Here is a 24,374-nt window from a genome sequence, read left to right as displayed (position 1 = left end):
GTCGCGCTCACCCGAAGCCGGCGCCCTGTCGCGGTCATGACGTCCGCGTCCGGCGCATCCTCGATCCTTCCGGGTCGCCGCCAACGCATCCTGCGCGAGCGGGACACGGCCGCGACCGCCGACGTGCTGCTGGTGCACGGCATCTGGAACACCGCGCACTGGCTGTTGCCGCTCGCGCGCCGGCTGCGTGCCGAGGGCCTGGCGCCGGCGCTGTTCGGCTACGCCAGTGTCCTCGGCGGACCCGCGCAGGCGGTGCCACGGCTGATCGAACGCCTGCAGGCGACCGGCGCGCAGTTGCTGGTCTGTCACAGCCTGGGCGGGCTGGTCGCGCTGCAGGCGCTGCGCGCCGCGCCCGAATTGCCGGTGCGCCGCGTGGTCTGTCTGGGCTCGCCGTTGTGCGGCAGTGCCGCCGCGCGCGGCCTGGCCCGCCGCGGCGGGCGCTGGGCGCTGGGGCGCAGCGCGGCCTTGCTGCAGCACGGTGTCGTGCAATGGGAGGGCGAGGCGGAAATCGGCCAGATCGCCGGCACCGTCGCGCGTGGGGTGGGGCACTGGCTGGCGCCGCTGGACGGCAGCTCGGACGGCACCGTGGCGCTGGCCGAAACCCGCCTGCCCGGGCTGCGCGACCATTGTGTGGTGCAGGCCAGCCATAGCGGTCTGTTGCGCTCGCCCGAGGCCGCGCAGCAGGTGCTGCGCTTCCTGCGCCAGGGCCGGTTCCGCCACTGAACGCCGCCGCCCCGGTGCGGGCGAGCAATCAGGTAAAATCCGCGCCCTGTCATCCAAGCCAGTCTGGAACCACCCATGGGTAGAGGCCCCTCCATCGAAGGCCGCAAGAACGCCTCCGACGCCAAGCGCGGCAAGATGTTCACCAAGATCATTCGTGAGATCAGCGTCGCCGCGCGCGGCGGCGGTGGCGATCCGTCCAACAACCCGCGCCTGCGCGTGGCGGTGGACAAGGGCCTGTCGGCGAACATGTCCAAGGACGTGATCGAGCGCGCCATCAAGAAAGCCACCGGCGAGCTGGAAGGCGTGGAATACGAAGAAGTGCGCTACGAGGGCTACGCCCCCGGCGGTGTGGCGGTGATCGTGGACTGCCTGACCGACAACCGTGTGCGCGCGGTGGCCGACGTGCGCCATGCCTTCAGCAAGTGCGGCGGCAACATGGGCACCGACGGCTCGGTGGCCTTCATGTTCAAGCGCCTGGGCGTGCTGAGCTTTGCTGCCGGCACCGACGAAGACACCCTCACCGACGCGGCGATCGAAGCCGGCGCCGACGATGTGGTGGTCTACCCGGAAGACGGCGCCATCGACGTGCTGACCGCCCCGGACGCCTTCGCCCAGGTCAAGCAGGCGCTGACCGCCGCCGGCCTGGAACCGGCGCACGCCGAAATCACCTTCCGCGCCGAAAACGACATCGCCGTGGACGGCGACACCGCCGTGCAGGTCCGCAAGCTGCTCGACATGCTCGAAGACCTGGACGACGTCCAGGACGTCTATTCGAACGTCGATCAAGCGGCGCTCGGCGCCTGATGAAGGTCGGGATGGCGGGATTCGTAATTCGGGATTCGCAACGGCAATGCGATCGCCGCACTGCAGGTGCGTCACCAATCCCGAATCCCGAATCCCCAATCCCGGCGCTTCGATGACCCGCATCCTGGGCATCGATCCCGGCTCCCAACGCACCGGGCTCGGCATCATCGACGTCGACGAGAGCGGTCGCAGCCGGCATGTCTATCACGCGCCGCTGGTGCTGCTGGGCGAGGGCGACTTCGCGCAGCGGCTCAAGCGCCTGCTGCACGGGCTGGGCGAGGTGATCGAGACCTACCGGCCGCAGGAAGTGGCGATCGAGAAGGTGTTCATGGGCAAGAGCGCCGATTCCGCGCTCAAGCTGGGCCACGCGCGCGGTGCGGCGATCTGCGCGGTGGTGCTGCGCGATCTGCCGGTGCACGAGTACGCTGCCACCGAGATCAAGCTGGCACTGGTCGGCAAGGGTGGGGCGGACAAGGTGCAGGTCCAGCACATGGTCGGCATCATGCTCAACCTGAAAGGCAAGCTGCAGGCCGACGCCGCCGACGCGCTGGCGGTCGCCATCACCCACGCCCACGTACGCGCCACCGCGCAACGCCTGGGCGTCACTACCCAACAGGCCTGGAGCCGCAAGAAATGAGAATCGGGATTCGGGAATCGGGAATCGGGAATTGCAAACGCAGAGTCCACAGCAGCGCGCGCTGTTGCGATTCCCCATTCCCGATTCCCCATTCCCGGCACCGCCAAGGCGGTGCCCAATGATCGGCCGCCTGCGCGGGCTCCTGGCCTACAAGCAGCCGCCGTGGCTGGTGATCGATGTGGGCGGGGTGGGGTATGAACTGGAGGCGCCGATGAGCACCTTCTACGACCTGCCCGATGTCGGCCGCGACGTGATCCTGTTTACCCACTACGCGCAGAAGGAAGACAGCGTGTCGCTGTACGGATTCCTGCGCGAAGGCGAGCGCAGGCTGTTCCGCGACGTGCAGAAGGTCACCGGCATCGGCGCCAAGATCGCGCTGGCGGTGCTGTCCGGGGTCAGCGTGGACGAGTTCGCCCGCCTGATCACCAGCGGCGACATCACCGCGCTGACGCGCATCCCCGGCATCGGCAAGAAGACCGCCGAGCGTATGGTGGTGGAGCTGCGCGACCGCGCGGCCGACTTCAGCAGTGGCGCGCCGATCACCGGCCAGCTCGGCCCGGATGCCGTGTCCGAAGCCACGGTGGCGTTGCAGCAACTGGGTTACAAGCCGGCCGAGGCCGCACGCATGGCACGCGAGGCCGGGGCAGAAGGCGACGAAGTCGCCACGGTCATTCGCAAGGCCCTCCAGGCCGCGCTGCGTTAGGTCGCGCCGTCCTCCTCTCCTTCACGCCACTTGGCGATACCCTGCCCACTTCATGTCCCAGACCCCCACTTCCGCAGCTGGCCACGGCCATGCGCCTGCCAATAGCCATATGGCCTTGGTCATCGGTGCCATTGGCGTCGTCTTCGGCGATATCGGCACCAGTCCGCTGTACACCCTCAAGGAGGCGTTCTCGCCGCACTACGGGCTGACCAGCGACCACGACACCGTGCTGGGTGTGCTGTCGCTGGCGTTCTGGGCGCTGATGGTCACGGTGACGCTCAAGTACGTCACCATCATCATGCGCGCCGACAACGAGGGCGAGGGCGGCATCATGGCCTTGATGGCGCTGACCCAGCGCACCCTGCGCAGCGGGTCGCGCTCGGCGTATGTAGTCGGCATCCTCGGCATCTTCGGCGCCTCGCTGTTCTTCGGCGATGGCGTGATCACCCCGGCCATCTCGGTGATGGGCGCGGTGGAAGGCCTGGAAATCGCCGCGCCCAGCCTGCATCCCTTCATCGTGCCGATCACCGTGGTCGTGCTGCTGGTGGTGTTCATGGTGCAGCGCTTCGGCACCGAAAATGTCGGCAAGGTGTTCGGCCCGATCACCTGCCTGTGGTTCCTGTCGCTGGGGGCGATCGGCGCCTGGAACATCGTCGATGCGCCGGAGGTGCTGAAGGCCTTCAATCCGTGGTGGGCGATCCGCTTCTTCATGGAGCACGGCTGGCACGGGGTGTTCATTCTTGGCGCGGTGGTGCTGGCGGTGACCGGCGGCGAGGCGCTATACGCGGACATGGGCCACTTCGGCGCCAGGCCGATCCGGCATGGCTGGTATTTCTTCGTGTTGCCGATGCTGCTGCTCAATTACCTGGGGCAGGGCGCGCTGGTGCTCAATCACCCCTCCGCACTGAAGAACCCGTTCTTCGAAGCGGTGCCGGGTTGGGCGCTGTATCCGATGATCATCCTGGCCACGCTGGCGGCCGTGATCGCGTCGCAGGCGGTCATCACCGGCGCCTATTCGGTGGCCCGCCAGGCGATGCAGCTGGGCTACATCCCGCGCATGCTGATCAAGCACACCTCGCGCACCACCATCGGCCAGATCTACGTGCCCGGCATCAACTGGCTGCTGATGGTGATGGTGATCGCGCTGGTGCTGATCTTCCGCAGTTCCACCAATCTGGCGGTGGCCTACGGCATCTCGGTGTCGATGACCATGCTGATCGACACCCTGCTGCTGGCGCTGGTGGCGCGCTCGTTGTGGCCGCGCTGGCGCAACTGGGTGCTGCCGCTGTGCGTGGTGTTCTTCTTCATCGAGCTGGCCTTCGTCATCGCCAACGGCGCCAAGCTGTTGCAGGGTGCCTGGTTCCCGTTGGCGCTGGGCATCGTGGTGTTCACCCTGATGCGCACCTGGCGCCGCGGCCGCGCGCTGCTGCGCGAGGAAATCCGCAAGGACGGCATCCGCATCGACAGCTTCCTGCCGGGCCTGATGCTGGCCCCGCCGGCGCGCGTGCCGGGCATGGCGGTGTTCCTCACCGCCGACCCGATGGTCGTGCCGCATGCGCTGATGCACAACCTCAAGCACAACAAGGTGCTGCACGAGCGCAACATCTTCCTCAACGTCGACACCTTGCCGATCCCGTATGCGCCGGCGGACAAGCGGCTGCAGATCGAATCGATCGGCGACGAGTTCTACCGCGTCTATGTGCGCTTCGGCTTCATGGAAACGCCGGACGTGCCGCTGGCGCTGATGCGTTCCTGCGACCAGGGCGGCATCCATTTCGACCCGATGGACACCACCTTCTTCGCCAGCCGCGAGACCATCGTGGCCAGCGCCAACCGCGGCATGCCGATCTGGCGCGACAAGCTGTTCGCGCTGATGCATCGCAACGCCGCCCCGGCCACAGGCTTCTTCCGCATCCCCGGCAACCGCCTGGTCGAGCTGGGCGCCCAGGTGGAGATCTGAGGCCGCCGGTGGCGGCCCGGGATTGGGGATTGGTCATTCGGGATCGGCAAGAGCGTAGCGCCGGAGGCGCCCCGCGGCCCATACTAGTGCGCTGCCAATCCCGGTTGACGAATCCCCAATCCCCGCTCTAATGGACCGCATCATCGCCAGCAGTGCTACCCGCGAAGACGATGCCGCCGATGCGAGCATCCGGCCCAAGCGCCTGGCCGATTACCTGGGCCAGCAGCCGGTGCGCGAGCAGATGGAGATCTACATCGAAGCGGCCAAGGCGCGCGGCGAGGCGATGGATCACGTGCTGATCTTCGGCCCGCCGGGTCTGGGCAAGACCACGCTCAGTCATGTCATCGCCAACGAGCTGGGCGTGAACCTGCGCTCGACCTCCGGCCCGGTGATCGAGAAGGCCGGTGATCTGGCCGCGCTGCTGACCAATCTGCAGCCGCACGATGTGCTGTTCATCGACGAGATCCATCGCCTCTCGCCGGTGGTGGAAGAAGTGCTGTATCCGGCGATGGAAGATTTCCAGATCGACATCATGATCGGCGACGGCCCGGCCGCGCGTTCGATCAAGATCGACCTGCCGCCGTTCACCCTGATCGGCGCCACCACCCGTGCCGGCCTGCTGACCGCACCCCTGCGCGACCGCTTCGGCATCGTACAGCGGTTGGAGTTCTACTCGCCGCAGGAACTGACCCGCATCGTGATCCGCTCGGCGGCGATCCTGGGCATCGACTGCACGCCCGAGGGCGCGGCCGAGATCGCCCGTCGCGCGCGCGGCACCCCGCGTATCGCCAACCGGCTGCTGCGGCGGGTGCGCGACTTCGCCCAGGTCAAGGCGGCAGGGCATATCGACCTGCCGGTGGCGCAGGCGGCGATGCAGATGCTCAAGGTCGACCCGGAAGGCTTCGACGAGCTTGACCGCCGCATGCTGCGCACCATCGTCGACCACTTCGACGGCGGCCCGGTCGGGGTGGAGTCGCTGGCCGCCTCGCTGTCGGAAGAGCGCGGCACGCTGGAAGACGTGATCGAACCCTACCTGATCCAGCAGGGCTTTTTGATCCGCACCGCGCGCGGGCGCATGGTCACCACCAAGGCCTATCTGCACCTGGGCCTGAAACCGCCGCGCGACCGCGCCCCTGCAATCGGCGAGCCGGGAGATTTGTTCTAATGACGCTCCGTTCGTCGCGCGCCCGGGCCGTCTCGACCAACATTCCGTGCCCATGACATCCGATTCCCGACTCCCGAGTCCCCAATCCCCGCCTGTATTCAGTTGGCCGACACGCGTGTACTGGGAAGATACCGACGCCGGGGGCGTGGTCTACCACGCGCGCTACGTTGCTTTCATGGAGCGGGCGCGCACGGAGTGGATGCGCGCACTCGGTTATGGGCAGGAACGCATGCGCCAGCAGCACGACCTGGTGTTCGCGGTCCGCTCGATGCAACTGGATTTCCTCAAGCCGGCCCGGCTCGACGACGCGCTGTCAGTGTCGGCGGTACTGCTGCGATGCAAACGGGCCAGCCTGCTGTTTGCGCAGTCGGTACGTCGCGAGGGCGAAGTGCTGCTGACCGCCGAGGTGCGCATTGCCGCACTCGGTACCAGCGACTTCCGCCCGCGCGGGATGGACGATGCGCTGTATGACGTATTGAAAGCTCTAGAAACCCCAGAATCCGATTACTGAGGAACAAACGGATGTCGATTGCATTGCTCCTGGCCCTGCAGGACACGGTAGTGGAAGCACTACCGCAGGACGTTGCCGCCGCTGCGGCACAGACCGCCAGCGTGGCGCACAACAGCAGCATCAACTATGTCGATCTGATCCTGCGAGCGAGTATCCCGGTCAAGATCATCGTATTGCTGCTGCTGATCGGCTCGTTCATCAGCTGGGTGATCATTTTCCGCAAGGCGCGCGCCTTCAAGCAGGCCAACCGCGAGGCGGACGAGTTCGAAAACCGCTTCTGGTCCGGCGCCGATCTGGCCAAGCTCTACGCGTCGGCCACCGACCGTAACCGCACCGTCGGCGGCCTGGAGTCGATGTTCGAGAGCGGCTTCCGCGAGTTCTCTCGCCTGCGCGACCGCCGCCGGCTGGACGGGCGGGTGCAACTGGAAGGCGCACAGCGCGCCATGCGCACTGCCTTCACCCGCGAAGTCGACCAGCTCGAGCGCAATCTCGAATTGCTGGCCAACATCGGTTCCACCGCGCCGTACGTCGGCCTGGTCGGTACCGTGTTCGGCATCATGGTGACCATGCACGACATGGTCAGCAGCGGCGAGCAGGCCGGTATCGCCGCGGTCGCACCGGGTATTTCCGAAGCGCTGTTCGCCACCGCCATCGGCCTGTTCGTGGCGATTCCCGCGGTGTGGGCCTACAACCGATTCACCACCCGCGTGGAACGGCTGTCGGTGCGCTACGAGACCTTCGCCGACGAGTTCAGCTCGATCCTGCAGCGCCAGGCTGGCGCGGACGAGTAATGCGCATGCCCTGCGCCAGCCGGCAGCCGGGCGAATGCCCCGTCACGGCACGCACATTCCGGTGCGTGGACGTGGCAGGCGGGGCGTTCGCACACGCGCGTCTGGCGCGGCGCAGGGATTGGACAGGCAAGCCTCTCGCGACAGCTCGCACACACGTATGCGAGGGATTGGATGGGCGAGTCCCTCGCACGAGCCCGCACATCCATGTGCGGGGGATCAATAGGAACGTTCCGCGATGATTTCCGGTATTTCCCGCCGTAAGAAGCGCAAGCTCAAATCCGACATCAACGTCGTGCCGTATATCGACGTGATGCTGGTGCTGCTGATCATCTTCATGGTGACCGCGCCGCTGCTGACCCTGAGCACCGATGTCAACCTGCCCAGCTCACGCGCCAAGGCGCTGGAGAGCAAGCAGGATCCGGTCGTGGTGGTGGTCGCCGCCGACGGCCAGCTCGCATTGCAGCTGCCCAAGGGCAAGCCGCAGGCGATGGACGTGGCGGCGCTGCAGGCGCAACTGGCCGCCATCGTGGCGCAGGACAAGGACGCGCGCGTGGTCGTGGCCGGCGACCGTGCCGCGCCGTATCAAAAGATCATGGACGCCATCGACGTGCTCAAGCAGGCCAAGGTCGAGAAGGTCGGCCTGATTTCCGACTCCGGCGGCACTGCAGGCAGCGATGCACGCTGACGCATTCCCCACTCAGACGGCGCGCGAGGATGGCTGGTTGCGGCCGGTCGTGCTGGCCCTGGTCGTGCACGTGCTGGTCGCACTGGTGTTCATCGCCGGCTGGTTGTGGTCGCCCGAACGCTCGGTCGAGCCGGCAGCGGGCGACCCCAGCATGGAAGCCTCGCTGGACGTGTCCGCGGCCGAAGCGCGGGTTGCGCGCCAGGCGCTGAAGGCCACGCCGGTGGAGGCGCCGCCACCGCCGGCGCCGCTGCCCGAACCGGCACCCGAAGATACCGTGCCGCCGCCGCAGCCGATTCCTGAGCCGCGTCCGCAGGATGCGCCCACCCCGCAACAGGCGCAGGCACAGGAGCGCGTCGCGCAGCCGGACAAGGTCGACCAGGACCGCGTCGACGCACTGGCGCTGTCGGCGGAAAAGGCCAAGCAGGAACAGGAGGCCAAGCGCCGTCAGGAGCAGATCGACCTGACCGAGCGCAAACGCCAGGAAGAGGCCGAGCAGAAACTGCGCCTGGCCAAGCAGCAGGAAGAAGCCGACGCCAAGAAGAAGCAGGCCGCAGCGCAGCAGGCCGCTGCCGATGCCGAGCGCGAGAAGAAGATCGCAGACATCCGCCGCCAGCGCGAACAGGCCACCAAGGAAGCCGCACTGGCCGAGCAGAAGTTGCGGCAGGTCGCCGCCGCGCGTGCGCAGCAGGCTTCGTCGGCTGCCGCCGCCACTGCGCAACCGACGGCAGGGCAGGGCGGAACCAATACCGATCTGTCGGCCAAGTACGCCGCGGCGATCCAGCAGAAGGTGCTGGCGCAGTGGGTGCGCCCGCCGTCGGTGCCGCCGGGCCAGAAGTGCAGCATCAACATCCGTCAGTTGCCGGGTGGCACGGTGATGGAGGCCAAGGTGGCGCCGGGTTGCCCTTACGACGAGGCCGGCCAGCGCTCGATCGAAGCCGCGGTGCTGAGTGCCCAGCCATTGCCGTATCGTGGGTTCGAATCGGTGTTCCAGCGCAACCTGACGTTTGTGTTCACCCCGCAGGATTAGTAGCCCCAGGTCAGGGGCGCGGCCGCATGACCTGCGCTGCGCCCCGGCTGGGATATAGATTCGCGGGGTGTGGTCGACTGAGTGGCGCTCTGCCGGGTGGATATTGCTGCGCCACCGCACGCATGCCCACGCATCTGGCCGACGGAATGCCCGGTGCTTGACCACTCGCTCCACTTTCACGCTGTTTCGTTCACGATTGCGAGTATGTTCACTCGCTGATTGGTATCCCTTGCACACTTTTCCTGCCCGATCCGAGCCGTCCATGAAAAAACCGCTGCGTTGGCTAGCTGCCTTGACCGCCCTGTTGTTGCCGCTGAGCGCATTCGCGCAGCAGCAAGGGCTCACCATCGATATCGTCGGCGGTAGCGCTTCGGCGACGCCGATCACCGTCGTGCCCATGCCGTACCAGGGCTCCGGCACGGCGCCGCAGACCGATGTATCTGCCGTCGTCGGCGCCGACCTGGACCGTTCCGGCCAGTTCCGCACGCTGCCGGTCGCGCAGATCGTCGAAAAGCCGACCCGCGGCACCGAGGTGCAGTTCCAGACCTGGCGCACCCTCAAGCAGAACTACATCGTGGTCGGTCGCGTCATGGATGCCGGCGAAGGCGCCTACCGCGTCGAGTACGAACTGTTCGACGTGGCCAAGGGCGAGCGCCTGCTCGGTCTGGCGATGACCGCACGTGCCAATGCGATGCGCGATGTCTCGCACCAGATGGCCGACGCGATCTACGAAAAGATCACCGGCGTGCGTGGCGCGTTCTGGACCCGGATCGCCTATGTGACCGCCAGCGGCAAGGGCGGCGCGATGCGCTATGCGCTGATGGTGGCCGACTCGGACGGCTACAACCCGCAGACCATCGTGCGTTCGGCCGAGCCGCTGCTGTCGCCGAACTGGAGCCCGGACGGCAAGAAGCTGGCCTACGTGAGCTTCGAGCGCGGCAATTCGTCGATCTACCTGCAGGACATCGCCACCGGTGCGCGTGAGCTGGTGTCCAGCTTCCGCGGCATCAACGGTGCACCGTCGTTCTCGCCGGACGGCCGCCGCCTGGCGCTGGCACTGTCGCGCAGCGGCAACCCGGAAATCTACGTCATGGATCTGGGCAGCAAGCAGTTGACCCAGCTGACCAATCACTTCGGCATCGACACCGAGCCGACCTGGGCGCCGGACGGCGGCAGCATCTACTTCACCTCCGATCGCGGCGGTCGCCCGCAGATCTACCAAGTGGCCGCGAGTGGCGGCAGCGCCAACCGCGTGACCTTCCAGGGCAACTACAACGCCACCGCCAGCGTCTCGTTCGACGGCAAGAAGATTGCCGTGGCACAGGGCAGCGGCAATAGCTACCGCATCGCCATGATGGATCGCAGCCTGGGTTCGCCGAGCTGGAGCACGCTCTCGCCGGGGTCGCTGGACGAGTCGCCGAGCTTCGCACCGAACGCCAGCATGGTGCTGTACGCCGCACGTGAGGGTGGTCGCGGGGTGCTCTATGCGGTATCCGCCGACGCTCGCGTCCGCCAGCGTCTGGTACTGGCCGATGGAGATGTGAGAGAACCTGCATGGGGGCCTTACCGAACCGCGCATTAATGTTAATATTTCGCTGCGTTAAACCACTCATTGGCCCAGAGCCTCCATAGGTATCCCATGAACAAGTCCACCCGCGTCTTGCTTGTCTCCCTGTTGTCCGTTGCCGTGCTGGCCGGTTGTTCGAAGAAGGTGAAGGAAACTCCGCCTCCCGCGACTGACACCACCGCTGGTTCCTCCGTTCCCACCGGCCCGTCCACCTCTGGCCTGTACGGCCCGGGCGACCTGGATACCGATGCCTGCCTGCGCCAGCGCGTTGTCTACTTCGATCTGGATCAGGACTCCCTGAAGCCGGAATTCCAGGCCATCATGGCGTGCCACGCCAAGTACCTGCGTGACCGTCCTTCCTCGCGCATCACCCTGCAGGGCAATGCCGACGAGCGCGGTTCGCGTGAGTACAACATGGGTCTGGGCGAGCGTCGCGGCAATGCCGTGTCGTCCTCGTTGCAGGCTGCCGGCGGTTCCGCCAGCCAGCTGACCGTCGTCAGCTACGGCGAAGAGCGTCCGGTCTGCACCGAAACCAGCGAAAGCTGCTGGTCGCAGAACCGTCGCGTCGAAATCGTGTACACGGCTCAGTAAGAAGCGATGCGCTTTCGAGTGACATCCCTGTTCGTCGCGGCGGCCCTTGTGGTCGCCGCGCCGGCGCACGCGCAGCGAGCCAGTCTCGCTGATCGTGTTGCCGTTCTCGAGCAGCAGCAGGCCAACAGCCAGGCCAACAACGATCTCCTCAATCAGCTGCAGCAGGCGCGTTCTGACCTGCAGGGCTTGCGAGCGACCGTGGAGCAACTGCAGCACGACAACGAACAACTCAAGCAGCAGTCCAAGGATCAGTATCTCGATCTGGACGGACGCCTGAATCGGCTGGAAGGTGCAGGTGGCGCAACCCCGCCATTGCCATCGCCCACCGGCAGCGTCACACCCGCCCCGGCTCCGGCCGCGCGGCCTGCAGCGGCGGCAACTTCCGAGAAGCCGCCCAGCGTGCATGGCGATCCAGGCACCCTGGCCGTTAGCAACGAGGAGCGCACTGCCTACAATGTCGCCTTCGATGCTTTGAAGAACGGCAAGTACGACGATGCCTCGCAGTTGTTCCTGAGTTTTCTGGAGCTGTATCCAAATGGCGTCTACACCCCCAATGCCTTGTACTGGCTGGGCGAGAGTTATTACGCCACCCGAAATTTCCAGCTTGCCGAGGCGCAGTTCCGCGATCTCGTCAGCCGCTATCCCACGCATGACAAGGCCGCTGGCGGCCTGTTGAAGCTTGGCCTGTCGCAGTATGGCGAAGGCAAGAACGACCAGGCCCAGCAGACCTTGCAGCAGGTCGCATCGCAGTATCCCGGCTCCGACGCAGCGCGCGTGGCCCAGGAGCGTCTGCAGTCCATCCGTCTGGGCCAGCAACTGCGCTGAGCCCGCGCGTGCGCGCCTTCGGGGGTGACGCATACTTTGCCCATGAACGCCGCCGCCGTCCCCAGCGAGATCGTCCAGTCGCCGTTGCCGCGATTGAAGATCACCGAAATCTTTCTGTCCCTGCAGGGCGAAGCCGAGGCCGCCGGTTGGCCGACCGTGTTCGTGCGGCTGACCGGTTGCCCGCTGCGCTGCCACTACTGCGACACCGCCTACGCCTTCCACGGCGGTGAATGGCACGACATCGATGCGATCGTCGCCGAGGTGGCCAGCCACCGCGTGCGCCATGTCTGCGTGACCGGCGGCGAACCGCTGGCGCAGAAGCGCTGTCTGGTGCTGCTGCAGAAACTCTGCGATGCCGGTTTCGATGTCTCGCTGGAGACGTCCGGTGCACTGGATGTGTCGGCTGTCGATCCGCGCGTGGCGCGCGTGGTCGACATCAAGACGCCCGCATCCGGCGAGGAACTGCGCAACCGCTGGGAGAATCTGCCGCTGCTGACCGCACGCGACCAGATCAAGTTTGTGATCTGCAGCCGCGCCGATTACGACTGGTCGCGCGAGATTGTCGCCGCGCATGCGCTGGACCGCCGCTGCACGGTGTGGTTTTCGCCCAGCAAGAGCGAAGTGACGCCGCGGCAGCTGGCCGACTGGATCGTGGCCGATCGTCTGCCGGTACGCTTCCAGATGCAGCTGCACAAGCTGCTGTGGAACGACGAGCCGGGGCGCTAAACCCGACCGATAGAACGCCTGCGCTCCCCGCAGGCGGGCGCAGCCGGTCGCCCGCAATCGGCATGTGCCACATTCCGCTGCGGTTGCTGGCATGCCGTCCGTACCCGCCTGACGATCACTGCGTTAGTTGGTCGCACTAGTCCCGAGGGCCAGACGCATCGGCCCAGCTGATCGCCCAGCGCGACGTGCGGGAGTTTCAGGTTTTGCTGGCTCCGCGTGCAGTGCTTTCGCCGTGTTTATTCGCAGCCGTGGTCGCAGCGTTGTGCTTCTTGCGTTGACCGGCTTCGGCAGGCGAAGCATCTGGTCAATCTTGTGACTGTGGGGCATCTTCCCCGGCCGCTCACCATTCCGATGAGTTTTTCAAAGGCACAAAAAAAGCGCCTTCGGCGCTCTTCAAGTTGCTGATGTGATTGGTGGGCCGTGATGGATTCGAACCATCGACCAAAAGATTAAAAGTCTTCTGCTCTACCGACTGAGCTAACGGCCCACTGTCCCGGCAGTGCGCCGGGGTGCGCATTCTACCCTACACCGGCGTCAAGGCGAAATGGCGTAGTGGGTGGGGTCCGGGACGCCGGCGTCGGCGAAACCGGCGGCACGCAGGCGGCAGGCGTCGCAGTGGCCGCAGGCGCGCCCGTCGGCGTCGGCGCGGTAGCAGGACACGGTCAGGCCGAAGTCCACGCCCAGGCGCACGCCTTCACGCACGATGTCGGCCTTGCTGAGGAACTGCAGCGGTGCATGCACGCGCAGGCCGGCGCCTTCCACGCCGGCCTTGGTGGCCAGGTTGGCCAGCACTTCGAAGGCGCGCACGAATTCGGGCCGGCAGTCGGGGTAACCCGAATAATCGACCGCATTGACGCCGCAGAACAGGTCGTTGGCGCCGATCACCTCGGCCCAGCCCAGTGCCAGCGACAGCATGATGGTGTTGCGCGCTGGCACGTAGGTGATCGGGATGCCGTCGCCACCGGCATCGGGCACGTCGATGTCGTCGGTGAGCGCCGAGCCGCCGATGCTGCGCAGGTCCACGTCCACCACCTTGTGCGCGATGACGCCTTGCGCCGTCGCCACGCGCGCGGCGGCGTCCAGCTCGGAGGTATGGCGTTGGCCATAGCGCACGCTCAAGGCATGCACGGCAAAGCCCTGCTCCTGCGCAAGCGCGATGACGGCAGCGGAATCCATGCCCCCGGACAACAGAACAACGGCTTTTTTCATGACGGATCGGCAATCACAACGGAATAGGCGGAAAGGCTAGCAGGCTCGGCGTGGCACGGCGACCCGGCAATCGCTGCGGCGGTAGCAGGATGTCAGGCAACGCGGCTGTGCCAAGCGTGCGCGGGCAGGGTAGCGACCGCATCTGCACGTCAATCGGGTGCGACGTCCTGCCGGCGGTTGGTTGTCTCAGGCTCCGGTGTTGCCTGCCCGCTTCGCGTGCGCACGGCTGATCTCAGCGCAGGCTCGCAGCCGCTGTTTTGCGCAGGGCCTGGCCAAGCTGCTGCAAGGCGTTCGAGCGCACCGCAGCGCACTGCCAATACAGCGGCACATCGCGCCAGCGTGTCGGGTCGATGATGGCCACCTGCCTGTCGCGCACGGCAGGCACGACCATCGATTCCGGCGCCAGGCACCATCCGAGTCGGCGTGCGGCCGCTTTGACAAAGCTGGTCGAGGTCGGCAGGTAGTGGATCGGCGGCGCTACCTGCGTGCGGGTGATGCGGCGGACAACGCGGGTTTGCAGCGTGTCCTTTCGGTTGAACACCAGCATCGGCGCGTGGGCCAGGGCCGTTGCGCTGAGCCCTGCTTGAAATGCGTCGCAACGAATGCGGCCGATGCGATGGCGTGGTAACGCATCACTTCCAGCGCTTGCACGTTGCAGCCCTGTAACGATTTGCGCTCGGCGGTGACGGCACCGAGCACCGCCCCGGAGCGCAACAGCTCCAGGGTGTGGTCCTGGTCGTCCATCTGCGCGTTCGGCGATATCGCGCTGATCGTGCTGGGCGCGTGGCCGGCATCGGCGTACTGGTGACGCGATGGCCGCAGCTGCTGCAGGGACTTCGCTATGCGGGAGCTGCATTTCTCGCGGCATATGGAGCGATGGCTGCGCGCAGGGCCTGGCGTGGCACCAGCGGGTTGACGCCGTCGCAGGCCGGTGCGCAACGCTGGCAGCGCGCCATGCTGGCGTGCCTGGCATTTACCTTTCTCAACCCGCATGTCCCATCTGGACACAATGCTGTTGCTGGGCAGTCTGGCCGCGCGCTACTCAGGCCAGCTGCGCTGGGTATTCGCATTGGGTGCGTGCCTGGCCAGCATCGCCTGGTTTCCCGGTCTGGGCTATGGCGCGCGTTTGCTGCAGCCGGCCTCCCGCGATCCGCGCGCATGGCGTGTGCTGGATGCGGCCATCGCAGAATTCATGCTGGTGCTGTGCGCACTGTTGCTGCCGCCTTCGCAAGCGCTAACCTGAGGCCCACTGTTGCCGGAGTTGTTGTCATGTCGCCGCTGCGCGTTTCCACCGATCAATCCGAGCTCGATGTTGCGCTGATCCATCGCTACCTGGCGCAGCACAGCAATTGGGCCAGGGACATCCCGCTTGCTCTGGTACAGCGCTCCATCGCCAACTCGCTGTGCTTCGGCGGGTTTCTGGAGGGCGGGCAGGTGGCGTTTGCGCGGGTGGTTTCCGACTACGCAACCGTCGCCTATCTGGGCGATGTGTTCGTGTTGCCCGAGCACCAGGGCAAGGGCTATAGCAAGGTAATGATGGATGCGGTCATGGCGCACCCCGATCTGCAGGGGCTGCGCCGTTTCAGCCTGGCTACCAGCGATGCGCATGGTCTCTATGCGCGCTACGGCTTCACACCACCGCTGTCTCCGCAGTCGCTGATGGAACGCTATCGTCCCGGCCTCTACACGCGCTAGCCGCGATGGCAAGGCTATTGCGCGGCCGCACCGGCATGGGGCTGCGTCGGGGCAGAAAGACGGTTCAACGCGCTGTCGGGCTGCGTGGTGTTAGGCAAGCACTGTGACCTCGTCACGGCACAGCGCCGGCCAGGCATCGGCAGCGCGCATTGCCGCCAGCGACAAATCGCAGTTGCCGCCGGACAGCTACCGATCCTGCGGCAGGTCGACGGCCTCCCACTCCCAGCGCAGCGAGTGCGGCATCTGCCAGGCTTCCAACAGCACCGGCATGCCGTCCTGGAGCGTGAGCTGCCGCCGCCAGATCACGCGTGCGTTGAGACGGGCTCGTCGCCAGTGCGATAAGGCATCGTCGTGCCGGTCACCGCCTGCGTCCCTTGCGAAAGCGCGAGCATGCAGGTTGGCGTGCTTGTCGTTGATTGGGTGATGCAGATCGTGACTGTCGATGCTGGTGTTCAGGGGTGATCCTTCTGCGATTGAGAAGGCGTGCCGAGCGGTGCCACCTGCGCTGCAGACGGTGGCCGGGCTACCCTCCGGCCTGCTCTCTTTCGACCGGCGCAGCGTAGCCAGGCATGGCGCTGGAAACCAGCGCTTTTGGGTGGCTCGAGTGTCTGGTTTCCAGGTTGTTTTGTGTGCACTGAGCGCGCGCTACGGGTGTCTGAGATGTCTGCGTCGGATGCCGGTGGAGCTTGCGGGATAAAACGAAGAAAGCGCCCTGACGGGCGCTTCTTCTTGTGCGATAGCGTCAATGGCTGCGGGCACATCCGCACCGTCGCATCAGCGTGCCTGCACCGACGATCCGATCGACGGCGCAGTGCCGGCCGCTTGCTCAGGCATTGCGGACCTTGCTCAGCAGCTGTGCCACTGGCTCCGCTGCGCGCGTGGCGGACTGCCGCGCCTGGCGTGCGTCGATCTTGAAGATCGCCACCGCATCGGTGAGCTGCACTGCCTGCTCTTCCATTGCGCGTGCGGCGGCAGTGGCTTCTTCCACCAGCGCGGCGTTCTGCTGGGTGGTTTCGTCCATATGCGTGATGGTCTGGTTGACCTGCTCGATGCCGGCCGACTGCTCCTGCGAGGCAGCGGAAATCTCGCCCATGATGTCGGTGACGCGTTGCACGCTCGCCACCACCTCGCCCATGGTCTTGCCGGCGCTGTGCACCAGTACCGAGCCCTCGGCCACGCGTTGCACCGAGTCGTCGATGAGGTCCTTGATCTCCTTGGCGGCGCCGGAGGAGCGCTGCGCGAGCGTGCGCACCTCGGAGGCCACTACGGCAAAGCCGCGACCCTGCTCGCCGGCACGTGCCGCTTCCACTGCCGCGTTCAGGGCCAGGATATTGGTCTGGAAGGCGATGCCGTCGATGACGCTGATGATGTCGGCGATCTTCCTGGACGAGGCCTCGATACCGGTCATCGTGTCCACGACCTTGCCGACCACCTCGCCACCTTGCGAGGCAACGCGTGCGGCGCCGATCGCCAGCTGATTGGCCTCGCGTGCGCTTTCGGCATTCTGCTTGACGGTGGAGGTCAGCTCTTCCATCGATGCTGCGGTTTCTTCGAGGTTGGCCGCCTGCTGCTCTGTGCGTTGCGACAGATCCTGGTTGCCGGCGGCGATTTCGCTGGCCGCAGAGTTGATCGACACGGCCGATTCCTGGATGTTGCCGACGATCTGCGCCAGCTGACTGGCCGTGGTGTTGGCGTCATCGCGCATCTGTGCGAATACACCGCGGAATTCGCCGCTCATGCGTGCGGTCAAGTCGCCAGCGGCGATGGACTGCAGCAACGACGACAGCGACTGCAGATTGCCGTCGGCCGTGGACATCAGGTGGTTGAGGCTTTCGACCATGATGCGGAAATCGAACTGGAAGCGCTCGGCATCGCCGCGCGCGCTGAAGTCGCCGTTGGCGGCCGCCTGGGCGAGATGCTTGATCTCGTGATTCATCGCCGACAGGTTGAGCTTGACCTGCGACATGGTGTCGCTGAAGACGGCCTTTTCGCCGGGTAGCGGCTGCATGTCTTCCGACAGTTCGCCAACGGCATACCGGCCCATGATGCGTGCCAGATCGGTCTGCACTGCCACGTGCGAGGCGACCAGCAGATTGGTGTCGTTGGCCATGCGGCCGTAGTCGCCGGGGAATGCCGCCGCATCGATGCGGAAGCTGATCTGGCCGTTGTCGTGATGCCTGGCCATGTCGGTTTGCGCGGCGATCAGGTTGCGCAGCTGCAGCTGCATCTTGTCCATGGCCTTGAGCAGACGGCCGGTTTCGTCGGTGGCGATGGTGTGCACATCGTTGTGCAGGTTGCCGGCCGCGATGGCTTCTGCGGTGCGTGTGGCCTGGCTGAGCGGCTGGGTCAGGCTGCGTGTGATCAGCCATGCGAGCAGGCCGCTGATGACCAGTGCGGCGATGCCGCCGGTGGCCAGGGTGATTTTCCCTCGATGCATCGATGCAACTGCGGCCGCATAGGCATCCTTGCTGAGGCGGCGCTCCAGTGCAGCGTTTTCGCGGATCGCCGTCTGCTGTGCATCCATGGCCGCTGCGGCGTCGCCTTGCAGCAACACCTGCGCTTGCTGGTTCTGATCGCGAAGGCCGTATTCGAGAATCTGGTTATTGAGCTTGACGGAGACGTCGCGCTTTTCCTGCACCAGGTCGAGCGCCTGCTTTTCAGCCGCGCTGTTGGGCAGTGCGGCCAAGGCGTCGTGTGCCTGCTTGTAGCGGGCGCGGTTCTTTTCGATCATGTCCATCGCACGGCGATTGGCTGCGTCGCCAGCGACCATGACGATATCGCGCAGGCCGATTGCCACGTTGGTATTGGCGTCGAGCATTTCCGAGGACAGCTGGATCCTCTCCATGTTGCTGTTGACGATGGTGTCCAGCTCGAAACGTGCGTTGGACATGGTGACCAGGCCGGTGGCCACAAGCAGGCCCGACAATAGGATCAGGATGCCAAAGGCCAAGCCCAGGCGACGGCCGACATTGAGGCGTTGCAGATATGTGTTCATTACCGCATCCAGGTAGTGCAACGGAGGGGCTCGATGAATGGGTCATCCACCAAAGCGTCTTGCCCCAGCTAGCGGCCGGATTGCGACGAGCTAAAGGCTCGTATTTGAAATTGCTTATATTGAATTCATTGTGGGGAAGAGATTTCCCGACAGCCGTCCGCAGCGGCCTGACACGTGCGCAAGAACTGCGTCTCATTGCGTGTTGCTGGATTCAAGCATGCCAGCGGCGGAACGTTTTCCGACGTTCTGCGGACAGGCGCGTGCCGCATTGAGCGTGCGGCAGATGCTGAGACAGGATCCGCCATGTGTCGCCGGCAGCAGTGCAGTGGAACGGCCCGCAATTCGATCGGCTCTGATGCGGTGCGACAAACCGGCCTTGCCACCTGCATCTTGCAGGTCGGAATAGCCGGCTGCTCTTGTCGGCACCGCGCAGCGCACGTGAGACATCACGCGCGCGGCGGCATAGTGGGCCTTGTGCTCAACCTTCCAGCGCAGCAAGCAACTCTGCATAGAGCTGCTCGGCGCCGCTTTCGGTATTGAAGCGTGCAAAGATTTCTTCGCCGGAGAGCAGGCCGACCCGGACCGAGTGGCAATATGACCCGAAGCTTTCGCCTGCATTGAAGGGATCGTTGATGACGGAGATATGGTTGAGGCGGATCCGGGTGGTGCCGAACTTGATGAACATCTGCGATCTCCTGTGTGAGCGCCCAGTTTCCCACGTCGTCGGACAGTGCAGAAGCCGCCTCACGCATCCGTCGACCCAGCACGTACACTGCCGTCCCCTGAAGCCGAGCTCGCCCGATGTCCGATCCGATCCGTCTCGATAAATGCGTGGCCGCGCTGTTGGGCTGCTCGCGTGGAGAGGCGCAGCAATACATCGAAGGCGGCTGGGTCAGCGTGGACGGGGGCGTGGTCGAAGAGCCGCAAGCCTTGGCGACTGCAGCGCAGGTGACGCTGGCGGAAAACGCCGTGCTCGAACCTGCCGAGCCCGCCACGCTGCTGCTGCACAAGCCGGCAGGGATGAGCGCTGCAGCGGCGCTGGCATTGGCTACTCCGGCAACGCGCAGCGGACTCGACCAGCTCGAGATGCGTGTGCTGAAGCGGCACTTCCTGCGCCTGCACGCGCCGTTGCCGTTGGAGGACGAGGCGAGCGGTTTGCTGGTGCTGAGCCAGGACGGCCGCGTCCTGCGCAGGCTCAACGGCGACGCGACGTCCATTGAACAGGAATTCCTGGTGGAGGTACGCGGCGAGCTGCGTCCCTATGGCATGGCGCGTCTTGCGCATGGTCTGGTGTATCACCAGCGCAGTCTGTCGCCGTGCAAGGTCAGCTGGCAAAACGAGGAACGCTTGCGGTTTGCGATCAAGCACGTGCAACCCGGCCAGCTGCGCTACATGTGCGGTGAGGTGGGGCTGGAGGTGGTCAGCATCCGGCGCCTGCGCGCGGGCCGCGTGTCGCTGGGCAAGCTGGCCATCGGCCAATGGCGCTACCTGCCGACAGGCGAGCGTTTTTGATTGGCATCCGGCTGTCCAACACGCGTGATTGCAGTGCGGTCGCACACCGATGCTGCTGATGCGTTATCTGCATCAAGCGCCATGCGGCCTCAACATGGCGATATGGCTACGGTGCATCGCTGTTCAGGCCGCTACAGCACTGGTGCGCTTTTGCGGAAAGCAGGCGTAAGCCGCACCAGGCGAAGGCCGTCCTGGTTTAAACCGGCGCCCGGCATCAGCACTTCAGGGCAACCGCGTATCGAGCGCGAACTGCGTTGCGTATGCCGGTGCCAGACCCGCTTGCTTCATCGCTTATTTCTTGTTGCGTTTCTTCTTGGCGCGCGTCACCAACCAGAACACTACGGCAATCACACCGACGACCAGAATGATGAAGGCCGGTGACAGAAACGAATTGTCGCCCATGAGAATTTCCTGAAGTCTTCGCAGCCAAGTGCTGCACCGACATCAGCCTAGCGAGCGGCTTGCTTGATGGCGTGAAATACACTGTATTCGTGACTCGCAGCGGCGATACATCGCCAATCCCGCAAGAACACCCTATGGCTGCGAGCGCGGTTGTTCGGCATCTGCCTGACCACGCTGTCGTTGCCATACAGGCACGACTGACGCTCTGCTTGCGTGTGTTGCAACGGCAAGCCGGTAAGTCTCCAGTCGCAGGGGCAGAAGCAGCAGCGTCAGGACATCGGCTATGGAGGCTATCGATTCGATGCCCACGCAATGACGGCGCGTGAGCTAAGCCGCTGCGAGCATCGGCACGGATCGCGCTGCAGGTTGGAGAGCCACGTCACGTCCGCTGGAGCGCAGGCACCGTGGTCGTGCAGGTACCAAGCGGTTCGACTGCAAACTCAAGTCGCCTGCGCTTGCGCGCGAATGACTTCATCGTCTGAGATAGCGCGCGCAACCAGGCTGGTGGACGAACAACCAACTACGACGTGGTGCGTCTCACCCGATGCCGACAATGTCCCGACATGGGCGTGCTCAGCGCCTCGCGAGTTGAGCGGCCCAACAGGCCTCGCGTCCGGTGGCTGCAGTCTAAACGAGCAAGGCATCGGGTAAATCGGGGCTGCGCCGACAGCGTGTCGGGCCAGTCCCCACATTCGTTGTGCCATGAGAGCTGCGCGGTCCCCGGCCGTGGCCTCCCCGTTGCCCACGCATCGCGCGATCAGTGCCACTTCATGCCGAGAGCGTGGGCGGCCATCCGGCTGCGGCTGCCCGTGTCATGCGACCGGCGTAGAGGGCACCCGGTGCTTGGCCATCACACTACGGATCGCGCCCAGCAACTGCTCGGGGGTATAGGGCTTTTCGAGGAAGGCCACGCCGTCCGGCAGGATCTCTTCCACATATTCAACCGCCAGGCCGGAGGTCAGCAGCACCGGCAGGTTGTAGGGCGCGTGCGCCGTCTTGAGCGCCAGGTCCACGCCGGTCAGGCCGCCCGGGAAATGGATGTCGGAAAACAGCACATCCACGCGTGGGTCGCTTTCGATTAGGGTCAGCGCCTCTTCGACCGAGCCTGCACTACGGCAGGTGAAACCATAGCTTTCCAGCACAAGGCAGCTGAGTTGTCGGGTGCCATCGCCATCTTCGACGACAAATACAACTGGCCGTTCCTTGTTCTGTGACATGAGCACGTCTCGTAAGGCAGGCCACATTCTCAGCGATGCGGCAGTGAACCCTCTGTCAACGCAGACGGAGCCGTACGGTTACCAGCCGAACGGGCCGGGGCCGTAGCCGCCGGGGCCGTAGCGCGGGCCGAACAGCGCGCCTTCGCCGCGTCCGACGCTGATGCTGACGCCGATCTGGTGCGCCTTGCCGTCGTCGTCGTAATAGGTCTTGCAGGAATTCAGGTTGACGGCCTGCCAGTTGCTGTTGCCGCCGCGGTTGGAATAGCCCATGCCGGTTTCGACCGCGCCATGCAGCTTGCCCTGGCATTGTTCGGCACGTTCGGCAGCGAGCGAGGCCGCGCTGGGGCGGGTCAGCGCAGGCTTGGGGCCGCTCTTGTCGCCGTAGAAGGTGCCCGGCGGGTCGGTGCTGTATTCCGGGTCGGAGCGGTACTGCAGCGGGGCTTGCGGGACGCTCAGGTCCAGCGACCGCGCCGACCCCGGCTCGGCACTGCTCTCGCCGGCCTGGGCAAGCGCGCTGCCGGCGGCAAACAGGGTGGCCAGGACAAGCAGGCTGCGTTTCATGGGTGGACTCTACTCAAGAGGGACTGACAGCGCGTGCCAGATCGCCTGGTGAAACTAGCAATGGCTGATTGAATGCGCGCTGTCGATTCTGCGGATTTTTGTGCCGGCGCCGCCACCGCGATGACACATGCCGTTGCATCAGCCCTGCTCGCGCACGATCTCGATCAGTTGCGCGCCATAGCGGGCCAGTTTGCCGCCACCGATACCGCCGACACGCGACAGTGCGTCGATGCTGGTCGGCCGCTGTTCGGCGATATTGCGCAGCGTGCTGTCGTGGAAGATCACGAAGGCCGGCACGTTCTGCTCCTTGGCCAGTTCCGCGCGCAGGCCGCGCAAGGCATTGAACAGCAGCAGATCCTGCGGCTGCACCGGCAGGCCGGTCCGTTGCGCGCTGCGCTCGCGTCCGGCAGCCGGGTTCTCGCGCCGCATCATCACCTGGCGCTCGCCCTTGAGCACCTGGCGGCTGGCATCGGTCAGGCGCAACCCGCCATGGCCTTCGCTATCCACCTCCAGCAGGCTGACGGCCACCAGCTGGCGGAACACCCCGCGCCAGGTGCGCTCGTCCAGGTCGCGGCCGATGCCATAGGTGCTCAGCTGGTCGTGGCCGAGCTGTTTGATGCGTTCGTTCTCGCTGCCGCGCAGGATGTCGATCAGATGGCCGACCCCGAAGCGCTGCCCGCTGCGGTACACGCAACTGAGCGCCTTCTGCGAGGCCACGGTGGCGTCCCACGCGGCGGCGGGCGTCAGGCAGTTGTCGCAGTTGCCGCAGGGCTTGGGATAGGTCTCGCCGAAGCCGGCCAGCAGCACCTGACGGCGGCATTGCATCGATTCGCAGTAGCCGAGCAGGTGATCGAGCTTGGCGCGCTCCAGCCGCTTGCGCTCCTCGGCCGCTTCGCCCTGTTCGATCATCTGCTTGAGCAGCACCACATCGCCCAGGCCATAGCAGAGCCAGGCCTCGGCCGGGTCGCCATCGCGGCCGGCACGACCGGTTTCCTGGTAGTAGCCTTCCAGCGATTTGGGCAGATCCACATGCGCCACGAAGCGCACGTCCGGCTTGTCGATTCCCATGCCGAAGGCGATCGTGGCGGCCATGATGATGCCGTCCTCGCGCAGGAAGCGGCGCTGGTTTTCCGCGCGCACCTCCGCTGGCAGGCCGGCGTGGTAGGGCAGGGCATTGAAGCCCTGCGAGCACAGATGCTGCGCGGTCTCTTCGACCTTGCGCCGCGACATCGCATAGACGATCCCGGCCGAGCCGCGGTGGCGGCCCAGGAACTCCTGCAGCTGCTTGCGCGCGTTGTCCTTCTGCACCACGGTGTAACGGATGTTGGGGCGGTCGAAGGAGCTGACGAAGTGGCGCGCGTCGACCAGATCCAGGCGTTCGGCGATCTCGCGCTGGGTCGGCGGATCGGCGGTGGCGGTCAGCGCCATGCGCGGGATCTGCGGCCAGCGTTCGTGCAACACGGTGAGCTGGCGGTACTCGGGGCGGAAATCATGGCCCCATTGCGACACGCAATGCGCCTCGTCGATGGCGAACAGCGCGATGCGGCTACGTTCCAGCAACGACAGGAAGCGCTGGGTCAGCAGGCGTTCCGGCGCGACGTAGAGCAGGTCCAGATCGCCCGACAGCAGGGCGCGTTCGACCCGCTGGGCGTTCTCCGCGTCCAGCGTGGAGTTGAGGAATTCGGCGCGCACGCCAAGCTGGCGCAGGGCCTCGACCTGATCCTGCATCAGCGCGATCAGCGGCGAGACCACAATGCCGATGCCGTCGCGCAACAGCGCCGGCACTTGATAGCACAGCGACTTGCCGCCACCGGTGGGCATCAGCACCAGGGCATCGTTACCGGCAGCGACGTGTTCGACAATGGCTTGCTGTGGGCCGCGGAAGTCGTCGTAACCGAAGACGCGGCTGAGCAGTTCGTGGGCGGGGGAAGACATCCGCTAAGGATACCGCGCGGGTCAAGCCCTGGCCGGTGTCATGCCGGCGGTGCTGCGCGATGGCGGGTCGGGGATTGCCGTGATTTGTTGGGCGTGGCGGGAAAATGCATACCTAAGCATGTGCCGGGGCAGG

23 protein-coding genes, 1 tRNA gene and 2 pseudogenes are annotated in these 24,374 nt (G+C 65.6%); 17 read left to right on the top strand and 9 right to left on the bottom strand.

Going from position 1 to position 24,374, the window contains the following annotated elements:
* Positions 1-36 precede the first annotated feature (36 nt).
* The 14 genes from XarjCFBP7645_RS02175 (at position 37) to queE (ending at position 12,715) form a co-directional block, all read left to right on the top strand.
* A complete protein-coding gene (locus XarjCFBP7645_RS02175; RefSeq protein ID WP_258079488.1) occupies positions 37-723 on the top strand; it encodes an alpha/beta hydrolase in 687 nt (228 codons plus the stop codon).
* A gap of 75 nt (positions 724-798) precedes the next feature.
* The gene (locus XarjCFBP7645_RS02170; RefSeq protein ID WP_024940614.1) at positions 799-1,527 is read left to right on the top strand and encodes a YebC/PmpR family DNA-binding transcriptional regulator; all 729 of its coding nucleotides are present in this window, start codon (positions 799-801) and stop codon (positions 1,525-1,527) included.
* 112 nt (positions 1,528-1,639) lie between these two features.
* On the top strand, positions 1,640-2,164 hold the full coding sequence (gene ruvC, locus XarjCFBP7645_RS02165) for a crossover junction endodeoxyribonuclease RuvC (protein ID WP_047127032.1): 525 nt from the start codon (positions 1,640-1,642) through the stop codon (positions 2,162-2,164).
* A 118-nt stretch (positions 2,165-2,282) separates the two neighbouring features.
* Positions 2,283-2,867, top strand: a complete 585-nt coding sequence (gene ruvA, locus XarjCFBP7645_RS02160) for a Holliday junction branch migration protein RuvA (RefSeq protein ID WP_016904121.1) — start codon at positions 2,283-2,285, stop codon at positions 2,865-2,867.
* Positions 2,868-2,919: 52 nt separating this feature from the next.
* Positions 2,920-4,827, top strand: coding sequence for a potassium transporter Kup (locus XarjCFBP7645_RS02155; protein WP_104536063.1), 1,908 nt, complete (start codon positions 2,920-2,922; stop codon positions 4,825-4,827).
* A 130-nt stretch (positions 4,828-4,957) separates the two neighbouring features.
* Positions 4,958-5,992 carry a Holliday junction branch migration DNA helicase RuvB gene (gene ruvB, locus XarjCFBP7645_RS02150; RefSeq protein ID WP_104536062.1) on the top strand — a complete coding sequence of 345 codons (1,035 nt, stop codon included), beginning with the start codon at positions 4,958-4,960 and terminating at the stop codon, positions 5,990-5,992.
* 52 nt (positions 5,993-6,044) lie between these two features.
* Positions 6,045-6,503 (top strand): tol-pal system-associated acyl-CoA thioesterase, encoded by a 459-nt coding sequence (gene ybgC / locus XarjCFBP7645_RS02145; protein WP_104536061.1) that lies wholly within the window; start codon positions 6,045-6,047, stop codon positions 6,501-6,503.
* A gap of 11 nt (positions 6,504-6,514) precedes the next feature.
* A complete protein-coding gene (gene tolQ, locus XarjCFBP7645_RS02140; protein WP_016904125.1) occupies positions 6,515-7,294 on the top strand; it encodes a protein TolQ in 780 nt (259 codons plus the stop codon).
* A 235-nt stretch (positions 7,295-7,529) separates the two neighbouring features.
* Positions 7,530-7,979 carry a protein TolR gene (tolR, locus tag XarjCFBP7645_RS02135; protein ID WP_016904126.1) on the top strand — a complete coding sequence of 150 codons (450 nt, stop codon included), beginning with the start codon at positions 7,530-7,532 and terminating at the stop codon, positions 7,977-7,979.
* The gene (gene tolA / locus XarjCFBP7645_RS02130; protein WP_104536060.1) at positions 7,969-9,006 is read left to right on the top strand and encodes a cell envelope integrity protein TolA; all 1,038 of its coding nucleotides are present in this window, start codon (positions 7,969-7,971) and stop codon (positions 9,004-9,006) included. The genes tolR and tolA overlap by 11 nt, the downstream gene beginning before the upstream one ends.
* Positions 9,007-9,268: 262 nt before the next feature.
* Positions 9,269-10,588: a Tol-Pal system beta propeller repeat protein TolB gene (gene tolB, locus XarjCFBP7645_RS02125; protein ID WP_104536059.1), complete on the top strand. Its 1,320-nt coding sequence runs from the start codon at positions 9,269-9,271 to the stop codon at positions 10,586-10,588.
* Between the two features lie 57 nt (positions 10,589-10,645).
* Positions 10,646-11,164, top strand: a complete 519-nt coding sequence (gene pal / locus XarjCFBP7645_RS02120; protein WP_016904129.1) for a peptidoglycan-associated lipoprotein Pal — start codon at positions 10,646-10,648, stop codon at positions 11,162-11,164.
* Between the two features lie 6 nt (positions 11,165-11,170).
* The gene (gene ybgF, locus XarjCFBP7645_RS02115; RefSeq protein WP_047127027.1) at positions 11,171-11,989 is read left to right on the top strand and encodes a tol-pal system protein YbgF; all 819 of its coding nucleotides are present in this window, start codon (positions 11,171-11,173) and stop codon (positions 11,987-11,989) included.
* A 42-nt stretch (positions 11,990-12,031) separates the two neighbouring features.
* Positions 12,032-12,715 (top strand): 7-carboxy-7-deazaguanine synthase QueE, encoded by a 684-nt coding sequence (gene queE / locus XarjCFBP7645_RS02110; RefSeq protein ID WP_047127026.1) that lies wholly within the window; start codon positions 12,032-12,034, stop codon positions 12,713-12,715.
* Positions 12,716-13,126: 411 nt separating this feature from the next.
* Here queE and XarjCFBP7645_RS02105 read toward each other — a convergent pair.
* The 3 genes and pseudogenes from XarjCFBP7645_RS02105 to XarjCFBP7645_RS02095 all read right to left on the bottom strand — a co-directional run.
* Positions 13,127-13,202, bottom strand: a tRNA-Lys gene (locus tag XarjCFBP7645_RS02105).
* A 47-nt stretch (positions 13,203-13,249) separates the two neighbouring features.
* A complete protein-coding gene (gene queC / locus XarjCFBP7645_RS02100) occupies positions 13,250-13,924 on the bottom strand; it encodes a 7-cyano-7-deazaguanine synthase QueC (RefSeq protein WP_104536058.1) in 675 nt (224 codons plus the stop codon).
* A gap of 232 nt (positions 13,925-14,156) precedes the next feature.
* Positions 14,157-14,677, bottom strand: a pseudogene (locus XarjCFBP7645_RS02095) (LysR substrate-binding domain-containing protein); the annotation flags it as partial.
* On the opposite strand from XarjCFBP7645_RS02095, the pseudogene XarjCFBP7645_RS02090 reads away from it, so the two are divergent.
* Positions 14,664-15,167 (top strand): annotated as a pseudogene (locus XarjCFBP7645_RS02090) (LysE/ArgO family amino acid transporter); the annotation flags it as partial. The pseudogenes XarjCFBP7645_RS02095 and XarjCFBP7645_RS02090 sit on opposite strands and share 14 nt — an antisense overlap.
* Before the next feature lie 26 nt (positions 15,168-15,193).
* Positions 15,194-15,619 carry a GNAT family N-acetyltransferase gene (locus tag XarjCFBP7645_RS02085; protein ID WP_104536057.1) on the top strand — a complete coding sequence of 142 codons (426 nt, stop codon included), beginning with the start codon at positions 15,194-15,196 and terminating at the stop codon, positions 15,617-15,619.
* Positions 15,620-16,445: 826 nt separating this feature from the next.
* On the opposite strand, the gene XarjCFBP7645_RS02080 is transcribed toward XarjCFBP7645_RS02085, so the two are convergent.
* The 3 genes from XarjCFBP7645_RS02080 to XarjCFBP7645_RS02075 form a co-directional block, all read right to left on the bottom strand.
* A complete protein-coding gene (locus tag XarjCFBP7645_RS02080; RefSeq protein WP_104536056.1) occupies positions 16,446-18,614 on the bottom strand; it encodes a methyl-accepting chemotaxis protein in 2,169 nt (722 codons plus the stop codon).
* A 192-nt stretch (positions 18,615-18,806) separates the two neighbouring features.
* Positions 18,807-19,112, bottom strand: coding sequence for a hypothetical protein (locus tag XarjCFBP7645_RS21280; RefSeq protein WP_146096261.1), 306 nt, complete (start codon positions 19,110-19,112; stop codon positions 18,807-18,809).
* Positions 19,093-19,299, bottom strand: a complete 207-nt coding sequence (locus tag XarjCFBP7645_RS02075; RefSeq protein WP_104536055.1) for a hypothetical protein — start codon at positions 19,297-19,299, stop codon at positions 19,093-19,095. The genes XarjCFBP7645_RS21280 and XarjCFBP7645_RS02075 overlap by 20 nt, the downstream gene beginning before the upstream one ends.
* Positions 19,300-19,415: 116 nt before the next feature.
* Here XarjCFBP7645_RS02075 and XarjCFBP7645_RS02070 point away from each other — a divergent pair, with 116 nt between their 5' ends.
* Positions 19,416-20,126: an rRNA pseudouridine synthase gene (locus XarjCFBP7645_RS02070; protein WP_104536054.1), complete on the top strand. Its 711-nt coding sequence runs from the start codon at positions 19,416-19,418 to the stop codon at positions 20,124-20,126.
* Between the two features lie 1,214 nt (positions 20,127-21,340).
* Here XarjCFBP7645_RS02070 and XarjCFBP7645_RS02060 read toward each other — a convergent pair.
* From XarjCFBP7645_RS02060 to recQ, 3 genes are all read right to left on the bottom strand, one after another.
* Positions 21,341-21,745: a response regulator gene (locus XarjCFBP7645_RS02060; protein ID WP_104536053.1), complete on the bottom strand. Its 405-nt coding sequence runs from the start codon at positions 21,743-21,745 to the stop codon at positions 21,341-21,343.
* Positions 21,746-21,823: 78 nt separating this feature from the next.
* Complete coding sequence (locus XarjCFBP7645_RS02055; protein ID WP_104536052.1) at positions 21,824-22,306, bottom strand: hypothetical protein; 483 nt, start codon at positions 22,304-22,306, stop codon at positions 21,824-21,826.
* Positions 22,307-22,444: 138 nt separating this feature from the next.
* On the bottom strand, positions 22,445-24,241 hold the full coding sequence (gene recQ / locus XarjCFBP7645_RS02050; RefSeq protein ID WP_104536051.1) for a DNA helicase RecQ: 1,797 nt from the start codon (positions 24,239-24,241) through the stop codon (positions 22,445-22,447).
* Positions 24,242-24,374 lie beyond the last annotated feature (133 nt).

It is taken from the genome of Xanthomonas arboricola (genome assembly GCF_002940665.1).
Classification (GTDB): Bacteria; Pseudomonadota; Gammaproteobacteria; order Xanthomonadales; family Xanthomonadaceae; genus Xanthomonas; species Xanthomonas arboricola_B.
This window is presented reverse-complemented; position numbering and strand designations above follow the sequence as displayed.